Source organism: Prescottella subtropica (assembly GCF_005434945.1).
Taxonomy (GTDB): domain Bacteria; phylum Actinomycetota; class Actinomycetes; order Mycobacteriales; family Mycobacteriaceae; genus Prescottella; species Prescottella subtropica.
This window is the reverse complement of record NZ_SKCH01000004.1, coordinates 107,531-129,063: the sequence shown is the minus strand read 5'-3', so window position 1 is coordinate 129,063 and position 21,533 is coordinate 107,531. Positions and strand designations below refer to the sequence as shown.

The following is a 21,533-nucleotide window of genomic DNA, read 5'->3' as shown; positions in this document are numbered from 1 at the left end:
CGCCAATTCGGGCACAGCGTACATTTCGGAAGACGGGTCGGTGTCCGATTCGGCGGTCACGTCCGTCCGGACCACCGACGGACCCGGCTTCCTCGATCGGGTCGGCGACCCGGTGGGGGTACTCGACGACACCGGCCGGACCCGCCCGGGCGAGGACCTGTTCGCGGACACCGTCGCGGGACTGGTCGCCGCCGTCGAACCGTCCGGCCCTGCCGGTGCCGTCGTCGTCACGCATCCCGCCGGGTGGAGCAGTTACACCGCCGGGGCACTCGAGGCGGCCCTCGGACGACGCGGGCCCGGGCACACGAGCCTGATCCCCGACGCCCTCGCGTGCACGGCGTGGCTCGACGCCGTCCACGGCCCACTCGGCGACGGTGCGGTGGTCGTCTACGACGTGGGCGCGTCCGGCCTGACCGTGACCGTGGTGCGCACCGGCGACGAGCCGTCGATCCTCGGCCGCTCCCTGCACAGCGACGAGTTCGGCGGTGACCGGATCGACCACCTGGTGACGCGACACATCCTGGGATCCGTCGCCGGCAAACTCGACGGACTCGACACGTCCGATCCGGCGACCACGGCCGCGCTGGCGGACCTGCGCCGCCGCTGCCGGGACGCGAAGGAGTCGCTGTCCACGGACACCGAGACCGTCGTCGCCGTCGCCCTGCCCGGGTTCGAGACGAGTGTGCGACTGGTCCGGTCCGAGTTCGAGGATCTGGTCCGGGAACCACTGTCCCGTTCGCTCGGGCTGATCCGGGAGGCCCTGTACACCACGAACATCGGGCTGTCCGACGTCGGTGATGTGCTGATCGTCGGCGGCGGCGCGGCGATCCCGCTGGTCGCCGAACTCGTTGCCGCCGAGTTCGGATCGACGGTCACGGTCGCTCCCCGGCCCGTCCTCACCGCGGCACTCGGGGCCGCGCACCTCGCGCGCGACCGGGCGACCGTCACCGCACCGACGGCGACGGTGGTCGTGGACGACCTACCCACCTCCGAATACCCGGTGGCAGCACCGGTTTCCGCCGGGTTCCCGACCCGACGGAACGAACGCCGCCGCGGATGGAGCACGCAGCGCCGGCTGGCGGTCGCCACCTCGGCCGCGGCGGCCGTCGCGGTGCTCGCGGCGGGTGGGCTCGCGCTGGGTACAGCCTCGAATCCCGTTCCGGCCCAGTCGCCGTCCTCTGTCGAGAACGCCCCCGTCGCCGGTACCACCCCGGCCGGGGACGGGACACCCGCAGGGCCGGGCGGTGACGCGACGGCGGTCACCGTCGGCCGTGGCGGTGCGGCGGCGCCGACGGTCGTCGACGCCGCGACCGGGCGGACCGTCCCGGCGGGGACGCCTGCACGACGCGGCACCGCATCGGTCCCCGCGCCCGGCACCCCGGATACCCCTGAGGTCCCCGGAGTCCCGGCGCTCCCCGACCCCCCGGCCGCACCGAACCTGCCTGCGGCACCGGCCGATCCACCGCCCGCGTACACACCGCCGCCCGGCCCCGACGCGGGACAGATCGGCACCGGAATCGGTAACGCCGCCACCGGGATCGGCAACGGCCTGGGTGGGGTCGTGACCGGGATCGGCAACGGGCTCGGTGGGGTGGTCAACGGACTCGGCGGCGTGGTCGGGGCCGTCGTGGACCCGGTGACGGGTCTGTTGATCGGACAGTGACGATGCCGACCACCCGAACCGGCCCTGCCGTCGACGCCACACTCGTCGGCGTGCCGGGGGCACGCGAGTTTCTCGACGCACTCACCGCGTCCACCCGGTGCATCCTGGTCCGCGGCGACGCCGGAAGCGGCAAGTCGCTGCTGCTCGGTGCCGCCCGGCACCTGTTGGCGTCCACGGGCAGCGACGTCTGCGTCAGCCTCGACGACCCCGGCACCGGACCGCTGGTCCTCGACGGTGCGCACACGTTCGGGGACGACGCGCTCGCGGCACTGCAGCGAACCGTGCAGGGCGGTGAACGGACCGTCGTCGTCGCCGTCGAGGCCCGCCCGCACCGCGGCGCCCTGGCCGACGTCGTGACGGCGTTGCACACGCGCGGACCGGTGATCGATCTGCGTCCCCTCACCGCCGGCGAGATCGCGACACGGGCCCACGGTCGGGGTTTCGCACTCGCACCGGACCGTCTCGGCGTACTGCACGACACCACCGCCGGTGTGCTCGCCGCGGTCGACGCCGGTCTCGACTCCCTGCACGTCACCCCCGGCGCCGACGGCGCCACGATCCGGACGGCGGTGACCGCGTACTGGCACGACGCGCTGCGTCACCTCGACTCCGACATGCTGGCGGCCCTGGCGTTGTGCGCGTTCGGGTTCGGCGTGGACACCGGTGATCTCGCGGCCGTTCTCGATGTCCCGTCGGAGGCCGCGCGCACCGTGGCCGACCGGGTGCGGGCGAGCGTGTTCGTCTCCCGCGCGGACACCACATCGCCGGCGTTGCGGCCACTGATCGGTGCCGCGATCGGGGTGACCCGGCTGCGGGATCTGCAGGTGCGACTGCTCACGGCCCGGCTCGCATCGTCGACACTCGACGAGCCGACCGCCCTGACCCTCGTCGGCACCGGGCTCGAGGATCCGCGTCTGGCCCGGTTCCTGTGCGACTGTGCCGATTCCGCGGGGTCGGATTCCGCGGGGACCGATTCCGCCGCGCCGGGGCGGACGTCACGTCTGCTGGATGCCGCGGTCCGGGCCGGGGCCGGGGCCGACACGCTCGCGTTGCGGCGGGCCGAGGCGAGCCTGCTCGACGGCGACCTCGACGCCGCGGAAGCCCTCGCGGACGGTCTGCTCGTCCGCACCGACACCCTCACCGCCGGTGAACTCGTCTCCGCGGTCCGTGTCTCGGCCACCGTCGCCGCCCTGCGCGGCGCGGTCGTCCGCAGCGCCGACCTCTACGAATGGCTCGGCCCCGACCGGGTAGGTGGGGACTCCGCGATCGCCGCGACCGTCCTGCTCGCGGCGGGCCGGCCGGAATCGGCGGCGGCCGTGTCCTCGACCGGGCACACCGGTCCGCCCACGTCCGGGACGGCCGGTGCGGCACTGCTCGCCGACGGTGTGGCCCGGTCCGTGGAAGGGCACGGCGGGCTCGCGATGAACTCGCTGAGCCGGGCGATGTCGCTCCTGGGGTCGGGCGCGCACACGCGGATCCTCCCGGACACCGCGACCGCCGTCACCGCACTGCTGTGCCTGCATTCCGGTGAACTCGCGCACGCGAATTCGGTGCTGCGCCGGGCACTCGACGCCCACCCGGACGCCGGTTTCCCGCGCATCCGGCATCTCCTGCTGTCGGCGTGGACCGCGATGGTCGGCGGCGATCCGGCCGCCGCAGCAGCGACGCTGGCGTCGCTTCCCGACGGCCGTCCCCTGTCCGGACGTGACGCCCTGTTCGCGCACGGGCTGCGGGTGGGGCTGGCCCGCCGCAGCGGCGACATCGGTGCACTCCAGAGTGCATGGGCGGCAGCGCAGCCCGTCGTCGCCGGGTATTCGGCCGACCTGTTCAGCCTGCTGCCGCTGGGGGAACTATGGCTGGCGGCGGTCCGACTCGACGACGAGCAGCGGATCGCGCACCTCGTCGAGCAGGCGCAGCACCTGCTGGCCCGGCTCGGCGAGCCGCCGCTGTGGGGGTCGTCGCTGCACTGGTACGGCGTGCAGGCCGCGATCCTCGGCGAGAACCCGGCCCGGCTGCTGCCGCACGCGCGGGCGCTCGCCGCGGCCGCCGAGGTCGGTTCCTACTCCGCCGGTCTGGCGGCCGCGGGACGCGTCTGGCTGCGACTGCTGCGGGAGGAGGCGGACGCGTCCGAGGTGGAGGCCGCGGCCCGAACACTCGACCGCATCGGATTGCCGTGGGACGGTGCGCGACTCGCCGGTGAAGCGGCCCTCCGGGTGCCGGACACGAAGGGGGCGACGACACTGCTGCAGGTGGCGCGGTCCCTGCGCGACACGGCCGCAGCGTCGTCGCCGACCACCGATCCGGCCGCCACCGACACCGGCGGTTCCACACTCACCGATCGGGAAGCGGACGTGGCGGGACTGCTGCTGCTGGGGCTCACCCACCGCGAGATCGGGGCCCGGTTGTACATCGCACCGAAGACCGTCGAGCATCATGTGGCGCGGATCCGGCGTCGGCTCGGCGCCCGGTCCCGCTCGGAGTTGATGTCGATGTTGCGGGCCCTCGGCCACGGCGAGTCCCGCCCGGGCGATTCCCGGCGCGGCCCGGCATCGTCCCCTATTGTTGGTGGCTGATCCCGAACCCCCTTAAGGAACACAAGTGCGTACCTCGCTGGCGCCACGCGCCTCCGTGCAGTCGTCGGCCCGGCGTGTCGCCGTTGTCGGATCGTCCCTGCTGCTGCTCGCGGTGCCGCTGTCGGCGTCCGCGCAGGCCGCTCCCCCCGACACGTCCGGAGGTTCGGTCCGGCAGTCGGCGGCCGAGGATCTGCCCGCCGATCTGGTGGAGGCGATCACCCGCGACCTGAAGATCAGTCCGCAGGAGTACCTGGACCGTGCGGCCCGCGCGCAGGAACTCGACGCGTACGCGGCCGACTTCCGGGCGTCCCATCCGGACGAGTTCGCGGGCGCCTGGATGGGTCAGGACGGGCATCCGGTGGTCGCGGTGACCACGACGGCGGCCGCGCAGACCGCGGCCCGCGACGGCTACCGCACCCGGCTGACGCCGGTGTCGCTCGCGGGCCTCGAGAATTCGCTCGCCGACTTCAACCGCTGGGTCACGAGCCTGCCGCAGCAGATCGCGTCGCAGATCGGGTCCGCGACGATCGACCTGCTGAACAACCGGCTCGTCGTCGACATCGCGAACAGCCCGGCCGGGCGTGCGATCAACCTGCCGACGTGGCTGGCGGACGTGCAGGTGCAGTTGTCGTCGTTCGGTCAGGTCCCGGTCGACCGCACCACGATGGGCGGCGACACGTACGTCACCGCACCCGGGGCGATCGGCACCACTGATCCCGCCGACATCGGTATCTGCTCGTTCGGGTTCAACGCCGTCGACCGCAGCGGCACCCCCGTCAACATCAGTGCCGGGCACTGCGATCCCGCCCCCGGCACCAAGGCCGGCGTGTACCTGCCCAACCGGGAGGACGTCGGCGCCAGCACCCGCGTGGGCACGTTCGCCAGGTCGCAGGTCGGCGGCGGCGAGTTCCTCGACTACTCCCTCATCCGACTCGACGACGCCGGCGTGCGCGCCGGACTCGACCGTCCGACGGTCCGCGGGGCGGGCGGCAGCACCCTCACCGTCACCGGCACGGCCGTCCCCGTCGTCGGCGCCCCGATCTGCAAGTCGGGTCAGACGTCGGCGTTCACGTGCGGTGTCGTCTCCGCCGACCGCGTCGAGGCGTCGCTCATGATGCTCGACGGCACCGCCCGCACCGTCCGCGGCTTCGCCGGCACCGCGTGCACGCTCGCCGGCGACAGCGGCGGCGCCATCGTCACCGGCACCCTGGCGCTCGGCATCACCAGCGGCTCCAACTCGAGCGACGCCCCCAACTGCACCGAGGCCAACCTGGTGCTCGCGATCGACGGCGGCACATCCAATCTCGGAATCCCGATCCAGAACATCACCGCCGCGGCCGACGCCTCGTCCGGTGGCGGATTCGGCGCCGGTCTGTCGCTGCGGACCGCCCCCGCCGACCACTGACCGATCCGGCCCGCGCGATTGCTCGTTTCGGTGGGCAGGGCGGTGTCGACGCCATATAGTCGACTCCGACGCGGGGCACCCTTTCGACGGGGTGCTCCTTCTCTGCGCTCCTCGGGGACCACGGTCGCAGGGCACACCACAGAAAGGCCCACATGCGCAGCTCGCTCGCACGTGCCGCGGTCATCGGTTCGACCGCGCTCCTGTTCCTCGGCCCTGCCGTGTCCGTCGCCCAGGCGCAGCCCGACGAGCCGGGTGTGTCGGATCGGGCGGCGCACCTGCCCGCCGAATTGGCCGATGCAGTGCAACGCGACCTGCACCTGTCCCCCGACCAGTACCTCGAGCGGTCCGAGCTGGCGCAGAGGCTCGCCGAGTTCGCGAAGACCGCCCGCGACCGGTTCCCGGACTCGTTCGCCGGCGTGTGGATCGACCAGGCCGGCACCCCCACCGTCGGGCTCGCCGCGAAGGACCGCGACACCGCCCGCACCGAGGTCGAGAAGGCCGGCTTCACCGGCAAGGACGTCACACACAGCCAGAACCAGCTCGACGCCACCCGCACCGCCCTGAGCAACTGGGTCGACAAGCTGCCCAAGGAACTCGCTCAGCTGGTTCGCGGCGTCACCGTCGACATCGCGAGCAACGACGTCGTCCTGCGCGTCGACAACACGGCCGTCGACCTGTTCACCCTGCTGCCCCCGTTCCTGCAGGAAGCGGCCCGCGTCGTCCTCGGCCCGGCCATCGCACCGCTGCAGCCGGTGGAACAACCCCAGCCCACCGCCCAGTACTCGTCCGACGCGTTCCTCGCCGGCGACCCGTACGCGTCGTACGGCGGCGGCATCGGCCTCAAATGCTCACTCGGCTTCAACGCGATCGACGCCGGCGGGGCGCCGGTCAACATCAGCGCCGGCCACTGCGACCCCAGCCGCACCTTCGCCGGCACCGAACACGCATCGCAGGCGTACTCCATGATCGGGGACAGCTCCGGCCCCATGATCGGCACCTTCGAGAAGACCGACCTCGACGGCATCGACTACTCGATCCTGCGGCCCACCGCCGACGCCGCCCAGCGGTTCGTCAACAACGGGGTCCGCGTCCCGAACGCCGCGCCCCTGTCCATCACCGGCACCGCCGACCCCGTCATCGGCGCCCCCGTCTGCAAGGCCGGCAACACCTCCGGCTTCAACTGCGGCGTCGTCACCGCCGTCCACCAGGTCATCCCCGTCGGCCAGCGCACCCTGAACGACGGCTTCGCCACCGACCTGTGCGCCCTCCAGGGCGACAGCGGCGGCCCCATCGTCACCGGCACCCTCGCCCTCGGCATCTCCAGCGCCTCCAACGTCGGCAACTACAGCAGCTGCGACGTCGCCGGCGTCGCCACCACCGTCATGGGTGAAACCCCCGAACTGTTCGCCACCCCCGTCAACGCGATCCTCGCCGACAACCCCGGCCTGACGATCCGCACCTCGTAAGAGACGCACTCCACGAGAAAGGCTCCGCCCCCGGAAACCGGGAGCGGAGCCTTTCTCGTAGATGCTGCGGTTACGCCGGGGCGTTCAGCATGGCCGAGCCGTTGCCGGCGAGGACGGTGCCGCCGCCAGCGATGGTGCCGAGAACGCCACCGATGCCGGCACCGGTAGTGATGCCGGCGACGCAACCTGCGGGACCTGCCACGCACCCGACGACAGCACCGACGACCGTACCGATGAGCGACCCGATCGTGACGGCATTGCCGACGCCGGCGGAGAGCTTCTCGAGGTTCTCGGGGCTGAAGTCGAACGGCGCGGCGACGTCGGAGACGGGCGCGGCCACGTCGACGGCGGTGGCCTTGGCCGGGTCGGTCTCCGGGGTGAGCGTCAGGGTGCGGCCCTGGTTCTCGATCAGCGGGGCGATCGAGTATTCCTTGCCGCCGAACTGGATCGTGAGCGGCAGCGTCTGCAGCACGGCGCCGGCGTCGTTGCGGAGTTCGACGAACTTGCCGTCGGAGGTGAGGTGGAATCCGCCGAACTCGAGGACGGTGACGACCGAGCGGCCCTCGACGGCCGTGTGGTGGCCGATCGTGTTCTGCACCGGCGCCGGGTTCTGGGCCGGGGTCGCGTACGCGGTACCGGCGGTGACGCTCAGGGCGGCGATGGCGAGTGCGGACGATACGGCGAACTTCTTGAGCTTCATAGGTTGCTGCTTCCGTTCTGTGATTGCCACGAATGGCCCCCCGACCTATGTGGATGTCCCAGTCGAACGCGCCGATATTCCCCACCCGCGCGAACAGGTCGATGAGAACCCGATGCCGGCGAAGCATAACCCAGCCTTACCCGGCACACCTGACGAAGACCGGAGAAGCGTCAAGTTAGGACTACCTGCGCGACGCGGGTCACCCGGTCACCGCATACCGTTTACCGAATCGAAACCGGACCGCGCGGTTCAGCTCGCTCCGCAGACCTCCGCACCACCGCCTCGCGTCGCCCTCTCGGGTGCGCGTCGGGACGCAACGATGCAGGATGTCGGGCCACGCGCTATGTTACCGACAGGTAGTAGCCTCAAGTTACTGGCGAGTAACTTGTGAGCGGCTAGGATCTGTGGGCTGACCCCAGGCGGCACGCGTGCTGCCCCGAAACGAAAGGCATCGACATGAATGCCCTGACGATTACGTTGGGCACCGTCGGCGTCCTGCTGAGCCTCGTCTGTTGGGCCTCGTTCCTGAGCGGGGCCTGGCGGATGGCCAAGACCGTGCAGATCGGTCAGCCGGCGCCCGATCGCTGGCGACCCTTCCTCCCGCGCTTCAAGCAGATGATCGTCGAGTTCATCGCGCACACCCGGATGCAGAAGTTCCGCACCGTCGGCTGGGCGCACTGGCTGGTGATGATCGGCTTCCTCGGCGGCTTCCTGCTGTGGTTCGAGGCGTACGGGCAGACGTTCAACCCCGAGTTCCACTGGCCGATCTTCGGCAACACCTGGGCCTGGCACCTGTGGGACGAGATCCTCGGTATCGGCACCGTCGTCGGTATCCTGGTGCTGATCGTCATCCGTCAGCTCAACCACCCGCGCCTCCCGGCCCGGCTGTCCCGTTTCGGCGGCTCCGTGTTCTCGGCCGCGTACTTCGTCGAGATCGTCGTCCTCATCGAGGGCATCGGCATGATCATGGTGAAGGCCGGTCGCCTCGCGATGACCGGGCACGCCAACCCGGCCACCGACTTCTTCACGATGCAGATCGCCAAGCTGCTGCCGTCGAGCGCCGTCATGGTGTCGGTGTTCGCGTTCGTCAAGCTGATGTCCGGCATGATCTGGCTGTTCGTCGTGGGCCGCAAGATCACCTGGGGTGTCGCCTGGCACCGCTTCTCCGCGTTCCCGAACATCTACTTCAAGCGTGAGGACGACGGCGACGTCGCCCTCGGCGCCGCCAAGCCGATGATGTCTCAGGGCCGCGCCCTGCTCGACGCGGAGACCGTCGACCCCGACACCGACACGATCGGCGCCGGACGGATCGAGGACTTCTCGTGGAAGGGTTGGCTGGACTTCACGACCTGCACCGAGTGCGGTCGCTGCCAGTCCCAGTGCCCCGCCTGGAACACCGGCAAGCCGCTGAGCCCGAAGCTGCTCATCATGTCGCTGCGCGACCACGGCTACGCCAAGGCCCCGTACCTGCTGGCCGGTGGCCGCACCGACATGGGCGGCGACGAGATCGGTCTGGTCGATGCCGACGGCAAGCCCGACGAGGCCGCCCTCGCCAAGATCCCGGCCGACGCCCGCGCCGAGGCCGGACGCAAGCTGGTCGGCGAGACCGCCGAACTGGTCGCCGCCGGTGAACTCGCCCCGGTCATCGACACCGAGACCCTGTGGTCGTGCACGTCCTGCGGTGCCTGCGTCGAGCAGTGCCCCGTCGACATCGAGCACGTCGACCACATCATCGACATGCGCCGCTACCAGGTGCTCATCGAATCGGAGTTCCCGACCGAGCTCGCGGGTCTGTTCAAGAACCTCGAGAACAAGGGCAACCCGTGGGGTCAGAACTCCAAGGACCGCCTGAACTGGATCTCCGAAATGGATTTCGAGATCCCGGTCTACGGCCAGGATGCCGACTCCTTCGAGGACTACGAGTACCTGTTCTGGGTCGGCTGCGCCGGCGCCTACGAGGACCGCGCCAAGAAGACCACCAAGGCCGTCGCCGAACTGCTCGCCACCGCGGGCGTGAAGTTCATGGTCCTCGGTGCCGGTGAAACCTGCACCGGTGACTCCGCTCGCCGTGCGGGCAACGAGTTCCTGTTCCAGCAGCTCGCGATGCAGAACATCGAAACCTTCAACGAGCTGTTCGACGGCGTCCCGCAGGAGCGTCGCAAGATCGTCGTCACCTGTGCGCACTGCTTCAACGCACTCGGCAACGAGTACCCGCAAGTCGGCGGCACCTACGAGGTGGTCCACCACACGCAGCTGCTCAACCGGCTGGTCCGCGCCAAGAAGCTCGTCCCCGTCGCCAAGGTGGCCGAAGACGTCACCTACCACGACCCGTGCTTCCTCGGCCGCCACAACAAGGTGTACGACGCACCCCGTGAGCTGATGGAGGCGTCCGGTGCCAAGCTCACCGAGATGCCGCGACACGGCGAACGATCCATGTGCTGTGGTGCCGGTGGCGCCCGCATGTGGATGGAAGAGCAGCTCGGCAAGCGCATCAACATCGATCGCGTCGACGAAGCACTGTCGACGAGTCCTAAGAAGATCGCGACGGGCTGCCCGTTCTGCCGCGTCATGCTCACCGACGGCGTCACCGCCCGCCAGGAGCAGGGCCAGGGCGAGGGCGTCGAGGTCGTCGACGTCGCACAGATGATGCTCGAGACGGTCACCCGCCTCGACCCCGCACAGCTCACCGCGAACCTGAAGGTGGAGCAGCGGGCCAAGGCCCCGGCTGCGGCTCCGGCCGCGCCTGTCGCTGCCGCTCCGGCTGCCGAGGCTGCTCCTGTTGCCGAGGCTCCGGTTGCCGCCGAGGCTGCTCCGGCCGCGGGTAAGGGTCTGGCTATGAAGGGCCTCGCCAAGGCCCCGGGTGCGAAGGCCCCGGGCGGCAAGGGCCTCCAGATGAAGGGCGCCGCGAAGGCCCCCGGCGCCAAGGCCGAGGCTGCTCCGGCTGCCGAGGCTTCCGCTCCTGCTGCTGCACCGGCCGCCAAGCCCGGTGGGCTCGCCATGAAGGGTGCCGCCAAGGCCCCCGGCAGCAAGGGCCTCCAGATGAAGGGCGCGGCCAAGGCGCCGGGCGCGAAAGCCGCTCCGGCCGCTGCCGCCCCCGAGACTGCTCCGGCTGCTCCGTCGGCTCCGGCTGCCAAGCCGGGTGGGCTCGCCATGAAGGGCGGCGCCAAGGCCCCCGGTGGCAAGGGCCTCCAGATGAAGGGCGCCGCGAAGGCACCGGGTGCGAAGGCAGCGCCTGCTGCACCTGTCGCCGAGACTCCCGCGCCTGCTGCACCCGTCGAGGCTCCGGTCGCCGAGGCCGCTCCGGCCCCGCAGGCCAAGCCGGGCGGGCTGGGCGGGCTGGGCTTCAAGTCCGGCGCCAAGGCCCCCGGCGCCCGCAAGGCTGCAGCACCGGCGTCCCCGGCCGAGGCTGCACCGGCTGAGGCCGCTCCCGGCGAGACTGCACCGGTCGAGACTGCACCGGTCGAGGCCCCGAAGTCGGAGGCGTCCACCCCGGCGCCGCCGCAGGCCAAGCCCGGCGCGCTGGGCTTCAAGTCCGGCGCCAAGGCCCCGGGCCGCAAGAAGTAGCAGTACCGGTCAGCGCCCCCACCGCGAACGGTGGGGGCGCTGTCGTGTCCGGGGTGCCCGGGGTTACTGCCCCTCCCCCACCATCGCGCCTCCGAGCTGCGGCACCTACACGTTCCCCGGCGTCACACCCCTTTTGTTGACAACACACACGCGTTCACTGTCCAGACGGTGTGTGACTCCGAGAAAACGTGTGTGGTGCGGGCCTATCCACAGCTCCGCATTCATCCACAGGCCGGATTTTTCACCTGCGCCGGCGTCAAGCCCCACGACCGGCTCACGGCACGATGTGCCCATGGGGGAACACATCATCCGGCGTGACGAGGCGTTGCAGCGCGGTGCCGCCGACCATCAACTGCAGCGGATGTGCCGTAACGGCACCTGGCAGCGGATTCGCCCCGGACGCTATGCAGACCGTGCTCTGTTCGACGAACTCGGCGTCTACTCACAACACCGGTTGCTCGCGGAGGAAACGCTGCTGTCCGCGTCACGGGATGCTGTGCTCAGTCACCAGTCCGCCGCCGTCGTGCACGGTCTGGATCTGTGGCGCACCCCGCTGCGCCTGACACACCTGACTCGTGACCGGCCCACCGGCGGCCGGCGCACCCGGCACCGTCATGTGCATTCCGCAACCCTGACCCCGAACGAAATCACCGAGGTGGATGGTCTGCGGGTGACAACCTCCGCACGAACGGTGGTCGACCTCGCCCGGACCTTGCCGTTCGAACAGGCTGTCGTCGTCGGCGATCACGCACTGCACTCTCTTCCGCTCACATCCGTCGACTTGGCTGCCGCCGCAGATCTGCTCCCCGCACATGCCGGGCGCCGCCGCGCCCACCGCGTCCTCACTCAGTTGGACGGCCGCTCCGAGTCTGTCGGTGAATCGCGCAGTCGCGTGCTGATGATCCGTGAGCAACTGCCCCTACCCGACTGCCAGTCCGTGCTGTACGACGCTGGTGGAAAACGCCTCGGCAGGGTGGACTTCCTGTTCGAGTCGCTCGGCGTGGTGGGCGAGTTCGACGGCAGGATCAAATACGGCCGACTCGTCTCAGAGGGAGCGGTGCCGGCCGACGTGCTGTGGGCGGAGAAGTTGCGTGAGGACGCGATCCGTGACACCGGCTGGCAAGTGGTGCGCTGGATCTGGGACGAACTGGATACCCCCGATCTGGTCGCCCGTCGGATCCTGGATGCCGCCACCCGGGCACAACGCTGCCCACCGCCACTCGGACGCGTCGTGCACTCGGAACGTCCGTGACGCCGGACTGCCACCGTCCCGTATCCCACGGGATCACACACGTTCTGCCGGGCTCACACACGTTTTCGTCAACGAACCCGTGTGTGATGCCGACAGAAGGTGTGTGACCTCGCCGCGACGACCCCGCGGCACCCGCACCGACAGCGCCCCTACCCCCGCCACAGCTCCAGGGCCGGTACGCCGGGTGTCTCGAAACCCATGACCTGGCCGTAGAAGGACAGTTCGGATTCGCGGGCGTCGACGATGGTCTCGACGCGGCGGAATCCGTGGGATTCGCCTTCGTAGGCACGGTAGGCGTGGGGAATGCCCTTGCGCACCAGTGCGTTCCGGAATCGTTCGGCCTGTGCGGGCGGGACGATCGGGTCGGCCAGGCCCTGCAGCAGCAGGACGGGGCAGGACAGTCCGTCGACGTTGTTCAGGGGTGCGCGGCGCTCGTACAGGTCCCGCGCCTCGGGGAGTGGTCCGACGAGTCCGTCGATGTACCGGGATTCGAAGTCGTGGGTTTCCTTCACGAACTCCGTCAGCTCGGCGACACCGAAGTATGATGCGCCGCACGCGAACACGTCCGAGGTGGTGAGCGCGGCCAGCACCGTCCAGCCGCCGGCGGAGCCGCCCTCGACGGCGAGCCGGTTCGGGTCGGCGAGTCCGGCGTCGGCGAGGCCGCGGACGGCGGCGACGGTGTCCTCGACGTCGACGACGCCCCACTGTCCGCGCAGCCGGCCCCGGTAGTCGCGTCCGTAGCCGGTGGAGCCGCCGTAGTTGATGTCGACGACGCCGATGCCGCGGCTGGTGAAGTACGCGTACACGAGGTTCACGGCGGGTGCGACGTGCGCGGTGGGGCCACCGTGGACGAATGCGACGTACGGGGGCAGTTCCCCGTCCGGTGCGGTGTGGTCGGGGTTGCGGGGCGGATACACGATCGCGTGGACCTCCCGCTGCGGGCCGTGGAACGTGCGGAGCTGTGCCTCCGGCAGGTAGGCGATGTCGGGCAGATCATCGACGGACAGCCGGACGTCGGTGAGCACACCGGTGGCGAGGTCGAGGATCCGCAGACCGGAGACGACCCGGGCTCCACCGCAGCGCAGCAGGATTCGCGATCCGTCGACGTCGCACACCTGCACCGACGACACACCGTCCAGTTCGACGTCGTCCAGTGCACCGGTCGCCGGGTCGAGGATCGCGAGGGTGTCGGTGCCGACGGTGCGGACGGTGAGCAGGCGGCCGTCGCCGAGGGGGACGTGCCAGCGGGCGCCGAGCTGCCACAGCGGTCCGCCGAAGTCGGCGTCCACAGCCACCAGGGGCGAAAGACCTCCGTCCAGAGCTACCCGGTACAGGTTCCACCAGCCGCTGCGGTCGCTGATCACGCGCAGGTTCCCGGCGTCGGTCCATTCGGGTTGCAGCACCGACTCGTCGACACCGCCGAGCAGCACCCGAATCTCACCCGATGCCAGATCCATAGCTTTCAGTTCCGTTCCGTCCCACGGCATCTGTGGGTGATCCCACGCGATCCATGCGAGCCGGGTGCCGTCCGGGGACAGTCGCGGGTAGGCGAGGAAGTCGGAGCCGGCGACGATCGACCGGATCGCCGACGGGTCGTCCAGCGCCCTGCCGGAGAGCGGAACGACGCAGATGTCCCGTGCCACACCGGTTTCGGTGTGTCGTTCCCGCACGCACCACACGTCGTCGCCGACGATCGTCAGGTCGCCGTAGCGGTCGGCGGCGCCGCGCGACGGCCACGTGATCGGTGCCGGGGCGATGTCGGCGGCCGGGTCGAACCGGTACAGCCGTTGGTCGCTGAATTCGGCGAACACCAGCACGCCGCCGGCTGCGACCGCCCATGCGCCGCCGCCGTACTCGTGGACGCGGGTGCGGGCGTTCCACGGTGGCGGCAGTACGTCGACCGGCACACCGTCGTCGCCGAGCCTGCGGATCGTGGTGCGCCCGGATTCGGTGGGCCGGGTCTCCGACCACCACGGGCCGCCGTCGACGAAGCAGCCGCCCTCGACGGGGTGACCGCTCGCGGCGAGGTCGGTGGCGGTGATCGGGGACGTCCACGATCCGTACGGGGCAACTGTCGGGGCAGCGGTCGTCATATCGAGACCCTAGCGATCTAGCATCCGGTTCATGCGTGTGTCGCTTCCACCGCGTTTCGTCGACGCCCCCGTGGCTCGGATGGCGACGGTGTCGGCCGACGGTCGGCCGCATCTGGTGCCGGTGGTGTTCGCGGTGCACGGCGGCGTCGTCTACACGGCGGTCGATGCGAAACCGAAGACGACCACGCGTCTGAAGCGGCTGGCGAACATTGCCGCGACCGGGCGGGTGAGCCTGCTGGTCGACCGGTACGACGACGACTGGTCGCGGCTGTGGTGGGTGCGGGTCGACGGCGTCGCACATGTCCTGGCAGCCGGGGCCGAGGAGACGGCGGCACTCGACACCCTGGTCGCGAAGTATCCGCAGTACCGCGCGCTGCGACCGGACGGGCCGGTGATCGCGGTGCATCCCGTGGCCTGCCGGGAGTGGGCGGCGACGCACGAACACCCGTAATCAGCGGATCGTCCCGGGCGTGACCGAACTGTGCAGTCCGGAACCTTGAGACGAACCGGCGACTGTGGCGACGATGGAGGTGGTGCGGATCCGCACCGGTCAGCGATCGCCGTCGAAAGGGATGGTTTCCGCCATGACACGCCGAATCGCAGGAGTGCTCGCCGCGGCCGCGGTCACGGTGTCGCTGGGGCTCGTCACGGCCCCGGCCGCGTCGGCCCAGACGGTGCCGCCCGGTATGGGTAGTACCGAAGGCCCGGGATCGGTGGGCCTGTGCCTCGTCATCCCGGTGGGCTCGCTCGTGCTGCCGCTGTGCATCTGACGCACGCACGCCCGTCCGTCAGGTCGCCACCCCGACAGCGGACGCACCGTCCGATATGCACTTGCGGCCGGGTGGGATCATGGGATGCGTGAGCACACCAGAAGCCCCGCGTCCACGGCAATCGCAGCGCATGCTCGAGCAGTCCGCCAAACTGCAGAACGTGCTGTATGAGATCCGGGGGCCGGTGCATGCGCACGCGGCACGCCTGGAGGCCGAGGGGCATCGGATCCTCAAGCTCAACATCGGCAATCCGGCCCCGTTCGGGTTCGAGGCGCCGGACGTGATCATGCGGGACATGATCGCGGCGCTCCCCTACGCGCAGGGCTATTCGGAGTCGAAGGGTGTCCTGTCGGCGCGCCGGGCGATCGTCACCCGCTACGAGCTGGTGCCCGGTTTCCCGGAGTTGGACGTCGACGACATCTACCTGGGCAACGGCGTCTCCGAACTCATCACGATGACGATGCAGGCGCTGCTGAACGACGGTGACGAGGTGCTCATCCCGGCGCCGGACTACCCGTTGTGGACAGCCATGACGAGCCTGTCCGGCGGCACCCCGGTGCACTACCTGTGCGACGAGCAGAACGACTGGAACCCCGACATAGCGGACATCGAGTCCAAGATCACGGACAAGACCAAGGCGCTGCTCGTCATCAACCCGAACAATCCGACGGGCGCCGTGTATTCGGCCGAGGTGCTCACGCAGCTCGTCGACCTGGCCCGCAAGCACCAGTTGCTGCTGCTGGCCGACGAGATCTACGACAAGATCCTGTACGACGACGCCAAGCACATCTCGCTCGCGAGCCTGGCGCCGGATCTGCTGTGTCTGACGTTCAACGGCCTGTCGAAGTCGTACCGGGTGGCCGGTTACCGGGCCGGCTGGGTCGCGCTCACCGGACCGAAGGACCACGCCGCCGGGTTCCTCGAGGGCCTCGACCTGCTGGCATCCACCCGCCTGTGCCCCAACGTGCCCGGTCAGCACGCCATCCAGGTGGCTCTCGGCGGGCATCAGAGCATCGAGGATCTCGTTCTGCCCGGCGGGCGACTGCTCGAGCAGCGCGACGTGGCGTGGGAGCGGCTCAACATGATCCCCGGCGTGTCGTGCGTCAAGCCGCGCGGTGCCCTGTACGCGTTCCCCCGGCTGGATCCGAACGTCCACGAGATCCACGACGACGAGAAGCTCGTGCAGGACCTGTTGCTGCAGGAGAAGATCCTCATGGTGCAGGGCACCGGCTTCAACTGGCCCGACCACGACCACCTGCGGATCGTGACGCTGCCGTGGGCCCGTGACCTGGCAGTGGCGATCGAACGGTTCGGTAATTTCCTGTCGAGCTACAAGCAGTAGAAGAAATTTCACTCCAGGCCTGCACGATTGCCGCGCTTTGGGTAAATTGACCGTTCGGCACCATCGGGTGCCCGTAAGCGCCTCGTCCTGACCCCACCCCCCTGGGCGACGAGGACATCGGTGGCGGGGACGACCCCCCCTGCTCCCCGCCACCGTCGCTTACCGCGCCCGCCGGATAGCCTGACCGGGTGCGGAGACCACACCGATGACATCCGGCTCACCCCACAGCCACGGACACGGGCACGGGCACTCTGCGGGCCCGGTTCCCCTGGGACCGACCGCTGCCCGCGTCGTCGTGGGCCTGCTGGTCGCGATCGGTGTGGCCGTCGTCGCCGGCGCGGCGATCCTGTGGCCGTCCCACCAGCACGTCGACATTCCGCTGCCGTTCCGGAATGCCGGTGGTGGTGCCGTCGTCACCGAGGCCGGGACCGTCGTCGCGCAGGACATCGCACCGTGCGGAAGCCCTTCCGCGGGAAGGGTGTTCACGGGCGACCCGGCGCCGTCACCGTCGGCGGCGGCCGGAGTCGACTGCCGGCGCAGCGTCGTCACGATCGAATCGGGCCCCCACGACGGCACCCGCACGCTCCTCGAGATCGTGCCCGGTCCGGGACAACCGGACCTGCGTGTCGGCGAACATGTTCGGCTCGTCCGGCAGACGGATGCGAGCGGCTCACCGATCTACTCGTTCAACGACTACGCGCGTGGGGGTTCACTGCTGCTCGTCGTCGCCGCGTTCGCCGTGGCGATCGTCGCGGTCGCCCGATGGCGGGGGTTGCGCGCACTGCTGGGACTCGGGATCGCGTTCGGCGTCCTGATCGTCTTCACCCTGCCGGCCCTGCTCGACGGTCGGGCCGCGATGCCGGTCGCCCTCGTGTCCGGGGCGGTGATCCTCTACGCGGTGCTGTATCTCGCGCACGGGGTGAACCTGCGCACCAGTGCCGCACTGCTGGGCACCCTCGCGTCGACGGTTGTGGCCGCGGTGGCGTCGACGGCCGCGATCCGGCTGACCCACCTGACCGGCCTGTCCGAGGAACAGAACACCGAGGTCCAGGCCTACATCCAGCACGTCAGTATCACCGGACTCCTCCTCGCCGGCTTCATCATCGGTTCGCTCGGCGTCCTCAACGACGTCACCATCACGCAGGCGTCGGCGGCGTTCGAGATCGCGGCGATGGACGAATCCGCCACCCGCCGAAACATCTTCACCGCCGCGATGCGTGTGGGACGCGACCACATCGCGAGCACCGTGTACACGCTCGTCCTCGCCTACGCCGGTGGGGCGCTGCCGCTCCTACTGCTGTTCAGTGTCACCGACAGCCCCCTCGGCGACGTCCTGACCGGTGACGCCGTCGCCGTCGAGATCGTCCGCTCCTCGGTCGGCGGTATCGCCCTGGCCCTGTCGGTTCCGCTGACCACCGCCATCGCGGTCCTGCTCGCGCGCCCGCGTCCGGCTCCGGCCGCGCGTCGACGCGGGCGTCACGCCCGGCCGTAGCCCAGCCCGAACCCGGTCACGGCGAGAAGCAGCAGCGCCGCGCAGGCGATACCCGCCCCGACGAGTTGGACCCGCGACACCCGCGCGGGCGGGCGTGCCTGAATCGGGGACGCAGCGGGCGGAGCGGAGCCGGTGGACTCCGCGAGCAGAGCCGCACCCGACGCCGCAACGTACTCGGGTGTCGCTGCGACCACGACCGGAATCGCCGAACGACCACGGAGAATCCCGGCAGCGTCCTGCGCTCGTGCGCCGGCGCCGAGGACGACGACGGCCTCCGCGGCCACCCCGGCCTGCTCCACGAGATCGCCGACCAGATCGACCGAGTTCTCGACCGACCCCGCCGCCACCCCGCGTCCCACGGACTGTTCGGACGCCACGACCTCGCCGGACTCCCGGTCGACGACCGTCACCGTGAGCCCCGTCTCGTCGAGGTCGTACAGGACCACCGTGCGCAGGCCGTCCAACCGCTCGTCGAGATCCAGCCACGCCGGGACCGCCGACGCCTCCGGAACCAACCGAACGTTCGCGATGCCGTGCCGGCGCATCGCCGCGTCCAACGCCGCCGCCTGCGCTTCCCCGCGGTAGGCGACCGCGACGTCCGCACCCGCGTGTGCGGCCAACAGAATCCCGATCGTTTCCACCGCAACCGTTTCCGGCGACAGTCCGTCCACCGGCACCGACTGCCGATCGACCCGTCCCGATCCCGCGGCGGAGCCGAAGCACACCGCCCGCACGGATTCGGCCCCCACCGAAATACCTACGACCCCACCCATGAACTGCCTTCACTCGACTACGCGCCCACCCGGGGCCGTTGAACCCGTCGAGTCTATACGTCGGCACCTACACTCTCGGGCATGAAGCTGCTGTTCGTCTGCACCGGCAACATCTGCCGCTCCCCCACCGCGGAACGTCTCGCTGCAGCGTGGGCGGCCCGCAACGGAGATGCCGATCTGACGGTGTCGAGCGCCGGAACTCGCGCCGTCGTCGGATCCGGAATGGAACCCACTGCAGCACGTGTTCTTTCGTCACTCGGCGGCGACCCACACGCGTTCTCCGCCCGTCAGCTCACCCCGGTGCTCGCGAACGGTGCCGATCTGATCCTCACCATGACCGAGGCGCACCGTGACGCCGTGCTGCGCCATGCTCCGCGTCAGCTCAAACGAACGTTCACGCTACTCGAGGCGGCGCAGCTGGTGACGGTGGCCGGCCCTACCACCGTCCCCGCACTCGCGACCGCACGCGGCACCGTCCCCCGGCCGGCCCGCATGGATGTTCCCGACCCGATCGGTGCATCCGCCGACGTCTTCACCGATGTCGGCACGATCGTCGACAGGGCAGTTTCGGAGGTACTCACCGGCCTGCGGACCGGCACCTCACACGGCCCGATGTCCGGGATCGGATGACACGGACGGATCCGTCGATTACGGTGTAGCTCATCGCATCCCGACGATGCGATGAAGTCGGGGCCAGTCGGGGCAAGATCTTCCTCAGCGTTCTCGTGTGCAACTGCACCGGGGCGTGACTACGGCACGCGCACCGGCCGAATTCACTTTGGACAGAGGAGTAATCATGGGTTCTTTCGAGGATTTCGTTCTCATCGACACCGTCGTCGGCAGCATCGGCGGATTCGTCGGCGAGCTGGGCACGTTCATCAGCCGGCTCGGTGCGCTGAGCCTCGGCGGTAACTGAGCACGCGCACGCACCGGAAGCCCCCGACCGCGGTCGGGGGCTTCCTCGTGCCCTGCCCTAGATTCGGCTGTGCGCGGCCATCGGGGCCGGATCGACCTGCGGCACAGTCCCGACCGTCTTCTCGACCGGAGCGTCCGCGTCGTAGTAGTACCGGTACTCGTACCCGCCCTGCCCCTTCGACGGGGTCATCGTCAGGATCGTGCCCAGCACGGTCGCACCGACACCGCGCAGGTTGCCGATCGCCCGGGACACCTCGTCCCGCTTGGTCTTTCCGTGCCGGACGACGACGAGCGCACCGTCCACCTTCGCTGCCAGTACCGCCGCATCGGTGACCGGTAGCAGCGGCGACGCGTCGATGACGACGAAGTCGAACCGCGAACGCAGATCGCTCAGCAACGTCTCGGCGTGGGACGACCCCAGCAGCTCACTGGGATTGGGCGGCAACGCGCCGGAGGCCAGTACCGACACGTTCGGGAACGGCGACGACTGCAGTGCGTCGTCGAGGTCGGCCTGCGCCGAGAGGACCGTGCTCATACCGACCGACCCGATCAGATCGAGGTACTTCGCGACACGTGGGCGACGCAGATCCGCGTCCACCAGACACACCGTGTATCCGGACTCCGCGAGCGCCAGCGTCAGGTTGATCGCGGTCGTCGTCTTGCCCTCGCCGGGAAGGGAACTGGTGACCTCGATGACCCGCGGCGGATTGTCGACCTCGAGGAACTGCAGGTTGGTCCGGAGCTCGCGGAACGCCTCGGCGCCGGCCGAGTAGCCGTCCTGGAATGCGATGGCCGCCTTCTGTTCCCGGTCCTTGTCGAACGGCACCGTGCCGACCAGTCCGACGCCGGCGAGTTCGTCGAGAACCTCCCGGGACTTGACGGTGTTGTCGAGGCGGTCGCGGAGCACGGCCAGCGCGATACTGCCGAGCAAACCCACGACGAGTCCGAGCGCGAGGTTGCGCTCGGTCCGCGGGCTGACCGGCGCATCCGGTGTGACCGCCGACTGTTCGACGATCACCCGCGCCATCGGCGGCGTGCCCGGTTCCACCGTCTCGTATTCCGCTGCCATGGAGACGAACTCGTTTGCGAGCCCGTTCGCCAGGTCACGGGCACGTTCGGCCGAGGGGTCGGTGACGGAGAGCTTGATGAGGACCGTGTCGGGTGTCGACGACGCCTTGACCTCGCCCGCCAGCGCCTTCGCCGTCATCGTGTCGTCGCCGAGCGCGTCGAGGGTGCGCTGCGCCAGCGTCGTTCCGCTGAGCAGGCTGGTGTACGACGCCACCCGTTCCTGCGAGAGCCTGTTGCTCTGGAACGCTTCGTTGACCGACGCCCCGGAGGACGTGGAGACGAACAGCCTCGCCGAGGCCTGGTACATGCGGGTGGACAGCAGCGAGACCACCAGCGCCGCGAGCACACCGAGCAACGTCACCGCCGCAATGATCTTCCAGCGCGACTGCACGATGCGCAGGTAGTCCTGTACTTCCATTCCACGAACCCCGACTTTCGTTAGAAACAGTTGCAAACA

At 70.0% G+C, this 21,533-nt stretch carries 15 protein-coding genes; 11 read left to right on the top strand and 4 right to left on the bottom strand.

The annotated features are described in order from the left end of the window. Positions 1 to 40: 40 nt before the first annotated feature. The 4 genes from E0497_RS06390 to E0497_RS06375 all read left to right on the top strand — a co-directional run bounded on the left by E0497_RS06390 (position 41) and on the right by E0497_RS06375 (position 7,107). On the top strand, positions 41 to 1,663 hold the full coding sequence (locus tag E0497_RS06390) for an Hsp70 family protein (RefSeq protein WP_241665751.1): 1,623 nt from the start codon (positions 41 to 43) through the stop codon (positions 1,661 to 1,663). A 2-nt stretch (positions 1,664 to 1,665) separates the two neighbouring features. Beyond that, positions 1,666 to 4,236: a LuxR C-terminal-related transcriptional regulator gene (locus tag E0497_RS06385; protein ID WP_137723951.1), complete on the top strand. Its 2,571-nt coding sequence runs from the start codon at positions 1,666 to 1,668 to the stop codon at positions 4,234 to 4,236. 25 nt (positions 4,237 to 4,261) lie between these two features. Beyond that, positions 4,262 to 5,641 (top strand): S1 family peptidase, encoded by a 1,380-nt coding sequence (locus E0497_RS06380; protein WP_170312889.1) that lies wholly within the window; start codon positions 4,262 to 4,264, stop codon positions 5,639 to 5,641. A 152-nt stretch (positions 5,642 to 5,793) separates the two neighbouring features. Further along, the gene (locus E0497_RS06375; RefSeq protein WP_137723950.1) at positions 5,794 to 7,107 is read left to right on the top strand and encodes a S1 family peptidase; all 1,314 of its coding nucleotides are present in this window, start codon (positions 5,794 to 5,796) and stop codon (positions 7,105 to 7,107) included. 70 nt (positions 7,108 to 7,177) lie between these two features. Here E0497_RS06375 and E0497_RS06370 read toward each other — a convergent pair whose 3' ends face one another. Further along, on the bottom strand, positions 7,178 to 7,807 hold the full coding sequence (locus E0497_RS06370; RefSeq protein ID WP_137723949.1) for a DUF8020 domain-containing protein: 630 nt from the start codon (positions 7,805 to 7,807) through the stop codon (positions 7,178 to 7,180). Between the two features lie 456 nt (positions 7,808 to 8,263). Here E0497_RS06370 and E0497_RS06365 point away from each other — a divergent pair, with 456 nt between their 5' ends. Together E0497_RS06365 and E0497_RS06360 are read left to right on the top strand one after the other, a co-directional pair. Next, complete coding sequence (locus E0497_RS06365) at positions 8,264 to 11,371, top strand: (Fe-S)-binding protein (RefSeq protein WP_137723948.1); 3,108 nt, start codon at positions 8,264 to 8,266, stop codon at positions 11,369 to 11,371. A gap of 292 nt (positions 11,372 to 11,663) precedes the next feature. Continuing rightward, the gene (locus E0497_RS06360; protein ID WP_137723947.1) at positions 11,664 to 12,623 is read left to right on the top strand and encodes a hypothetical protein; all 960 of its coding nucleotides are present in this window, start codon (positions 11,664 to 11,666) and stop codon (positions 12,621 to 12,623) included. Between the two features lie 149 nt (positions 12,624 to 12,772). Here E0497_RS06360 and E0497_RS06355 read toward each other — a convergent pair whose 3' ends face one another. Continuing rightward, positions 12,773 to 14,716 (bottom strand): dipeptidyl-peptidase 5, encoded by a 1,944-nt coding sequence (locus tag E0497_RS06355; RefSeq protein ID WP_137723946.1) that lies wholly within the window; start codon positions 14,714 to 14,716, stop codon positions 12,773 to 12,775. 31 nt (positions 14,717 to 14,747) lie between these two features. On the opposite strand from E0497_RS06355, the gene E0497_RS06350 reads away from it, so the two are divergent. From E0497_RS06350 to E0497_RS06335, 4 genes are all read left to right on the top strand, one after another. Further along, positions 14,748 to 15,167, top strand: a complete 420-nt coding sequence (locus tag E0497_RS06350; protein WP_137723945.1) for a TIGR03668 family PPOX class F420-dependent oxidoreductase — start codon at positions 14,748 to 14,750, stop codon at positions 15,165 to 15,167. A 133-nt stretch (positions 15,168 to 15,300) separates the two neighbouring features. Continuing rightward, the gene (locus E0497_RS06345; RefSeq protein WP_137723944.1) at positions 15,301 to 15,486 is read left to right on the top strand and encodes a hypothetical protein; all 186 of its coding nucleotides are present in this window, start codon (positions 15,301 to 15,303) and stop codon (positions 15,484 to 15,486) included. A 79-nt stretch (positions 15,487 to 15,565) separates the two neighbouring features. Beyond that, positions 15,566 to 16,828: a pyridoxal phosphate-dependent aminotransferase gene (locus tag E0497_RS06340; protein ID WP_137723943.1), complete on the top strand. Its 1,263-nt coding sequence runs from the start codon at positions 15,566 to 15,568 to the stop codon at positions 16,826 to 16,828. A gap of 205 nt (positions 16,829 to 17,033) precedes the next feature. Then, positions 17,034 to 18,320 (top strand): YibE/F family protein, encoded by a 1,287-nt coding sequence (locus E0497_RS06335; protein WP_137723942.1) that lies wholly within the window; start codon positions 17,034 to 17,036, stop codon positions 18,318 to 18,320. Here the strand turns inward: E0497_RS06335 and E0497_RS06330 are convergent. After that, positions 18,305 to 19,093 (bottom strand): DUF7159 family protein, encoded by a 789-nt coding sequence (locus E0497_RS06330; RefSeq protein WP_479681063.1) that lies wholly within the window; start codon positions 19,091 to 19,093, stop codon positions 18,305 to 18,307. The genes E0497_RS06335 and E0497_RS06330 overlap by 16 nt on opposite strands. 81 nt (positions 19,094 to 19,174) lie before the next feature. Between E0497_RS06330 and E0497_RS06325 the strand changes: the two genes are divergently transcribed. Further along, complete coding sequence (locus E0497_RS06325; protein WP_137723940.1) at positions 19,175 to 19,723, top strand: arsenate reductase/protein-tyrosine-phosphatase family protein; 549 nt, start codon at positions 19,175 to 19,177, stop codon at positions 19,721 to 19,723. 343 nt (positions 19,724 to 20,066) lie between these two features. On the opposite strand, the gene E0497_RS06320 is transcribed toward E0497_RS06325, so the two are convergent. Then, positions 20,067 to 21,494 (bottom strand): tyrosine-protein kinase domain-containing protein, encoded by a 1,428-nt coding sequence (locus E0497_RS06320; RefSeq protein WP_137723939.1) that lies wholly within the window; start codon positions 21,492 to 21,494, stop codon positions 20,067 to 20,069. Between the last annotated feature and the right edge of the window lie 39 nt (positions 21,495 to 21,533).

Coding starts and splice junctions, on each gene's coding strand:
- E0497_RS06365 (WP_137723948.1), top strand. CDS start 8,264: ATGAATGCCCTGACGATTACGTTGGGCACCGTCGGCGTCCTGCTGAGC.
- E0497_RS06340 (WP_137723943.1), top strand. CDS start 15,566: ATGGGATGCGTGAGCACACCAGAAGCCCCGCGTCCACGGCAATCGCAG.
- E0497_RS06320 (WP_137723939.1), bottom strand. CDS start 21,494: ATGGAAGTACAGGACTACCTGCGCATCGTGCAGTCGCGCTGGAAGATC.
- E0497_RS06375 (WP_137723950.1), top strand. CDS start 5,794: ATGCGCAGCTCGCTCGCACGTGCCGCGGTCATCGGTTCGACCGCGCTC.
- E0497_RS06330 (WP_479681063.1), bottom strand. CDS start 19,093: ATGGGTGGGGTCGTAGGTATTTCGGTGGGGGCCGAATCCGTGCGGGCG.
- E0497_RS06325 (WP_137723940.1), top strand. CDS start 19,175: ATGAAGCTGCTGTTCGTCTGCACCGGCAACATCTGCCGCTCCCCCACC.
- E0497_RS06370 (WP_137723949.1), bottom strand. CDS start 7,807: ATGAAGCTCAAGAAGTTCGCCGTATCGTCCGCACTCGCCATCGCCGCC.
- E0497_RS06360 (WP_137723947.1), top strand. CDS start 11,664: ATGGGGGAACACATCATCCGGCGTGACGAGGCGTTGCAGCGCGGTGCC.
- E0497_RS06345 (WP_137723944.1), top strand. CDS start 15,301: ATGACACGCCGAATCGCAGGAGTGCTCGCCGCGGCCGCGGTCACGGTG.
- E0497_RS06385 (WP_137723951.1), top strand. CDS start 1,666: ATGCCGACCACCCGAACCGGCCCTGCCGTCGACGCCACACTCGTCGGC.
- E0497_RS06335 (WP_137723942.1), top strand. CDS start 17,034: ATGACATCCGGCTCACCCCACAGCCACGGACACGGGCACGGGCACTCT.
- E0497_RS06355 (WP_137723946.1), bottom strand. CDS start 14,716: ATGACGACCGCTGCCCCGACAGTTGCCCCGTACGGATCGTGGACGTCC.
- E0497_RS06350 (WP_137723945.1), top strand. CDS start 14,748: ATGCGTGTGTCGCTTCCACCGCGTTTCGTCGACGCCCCCGTGGCTCGG.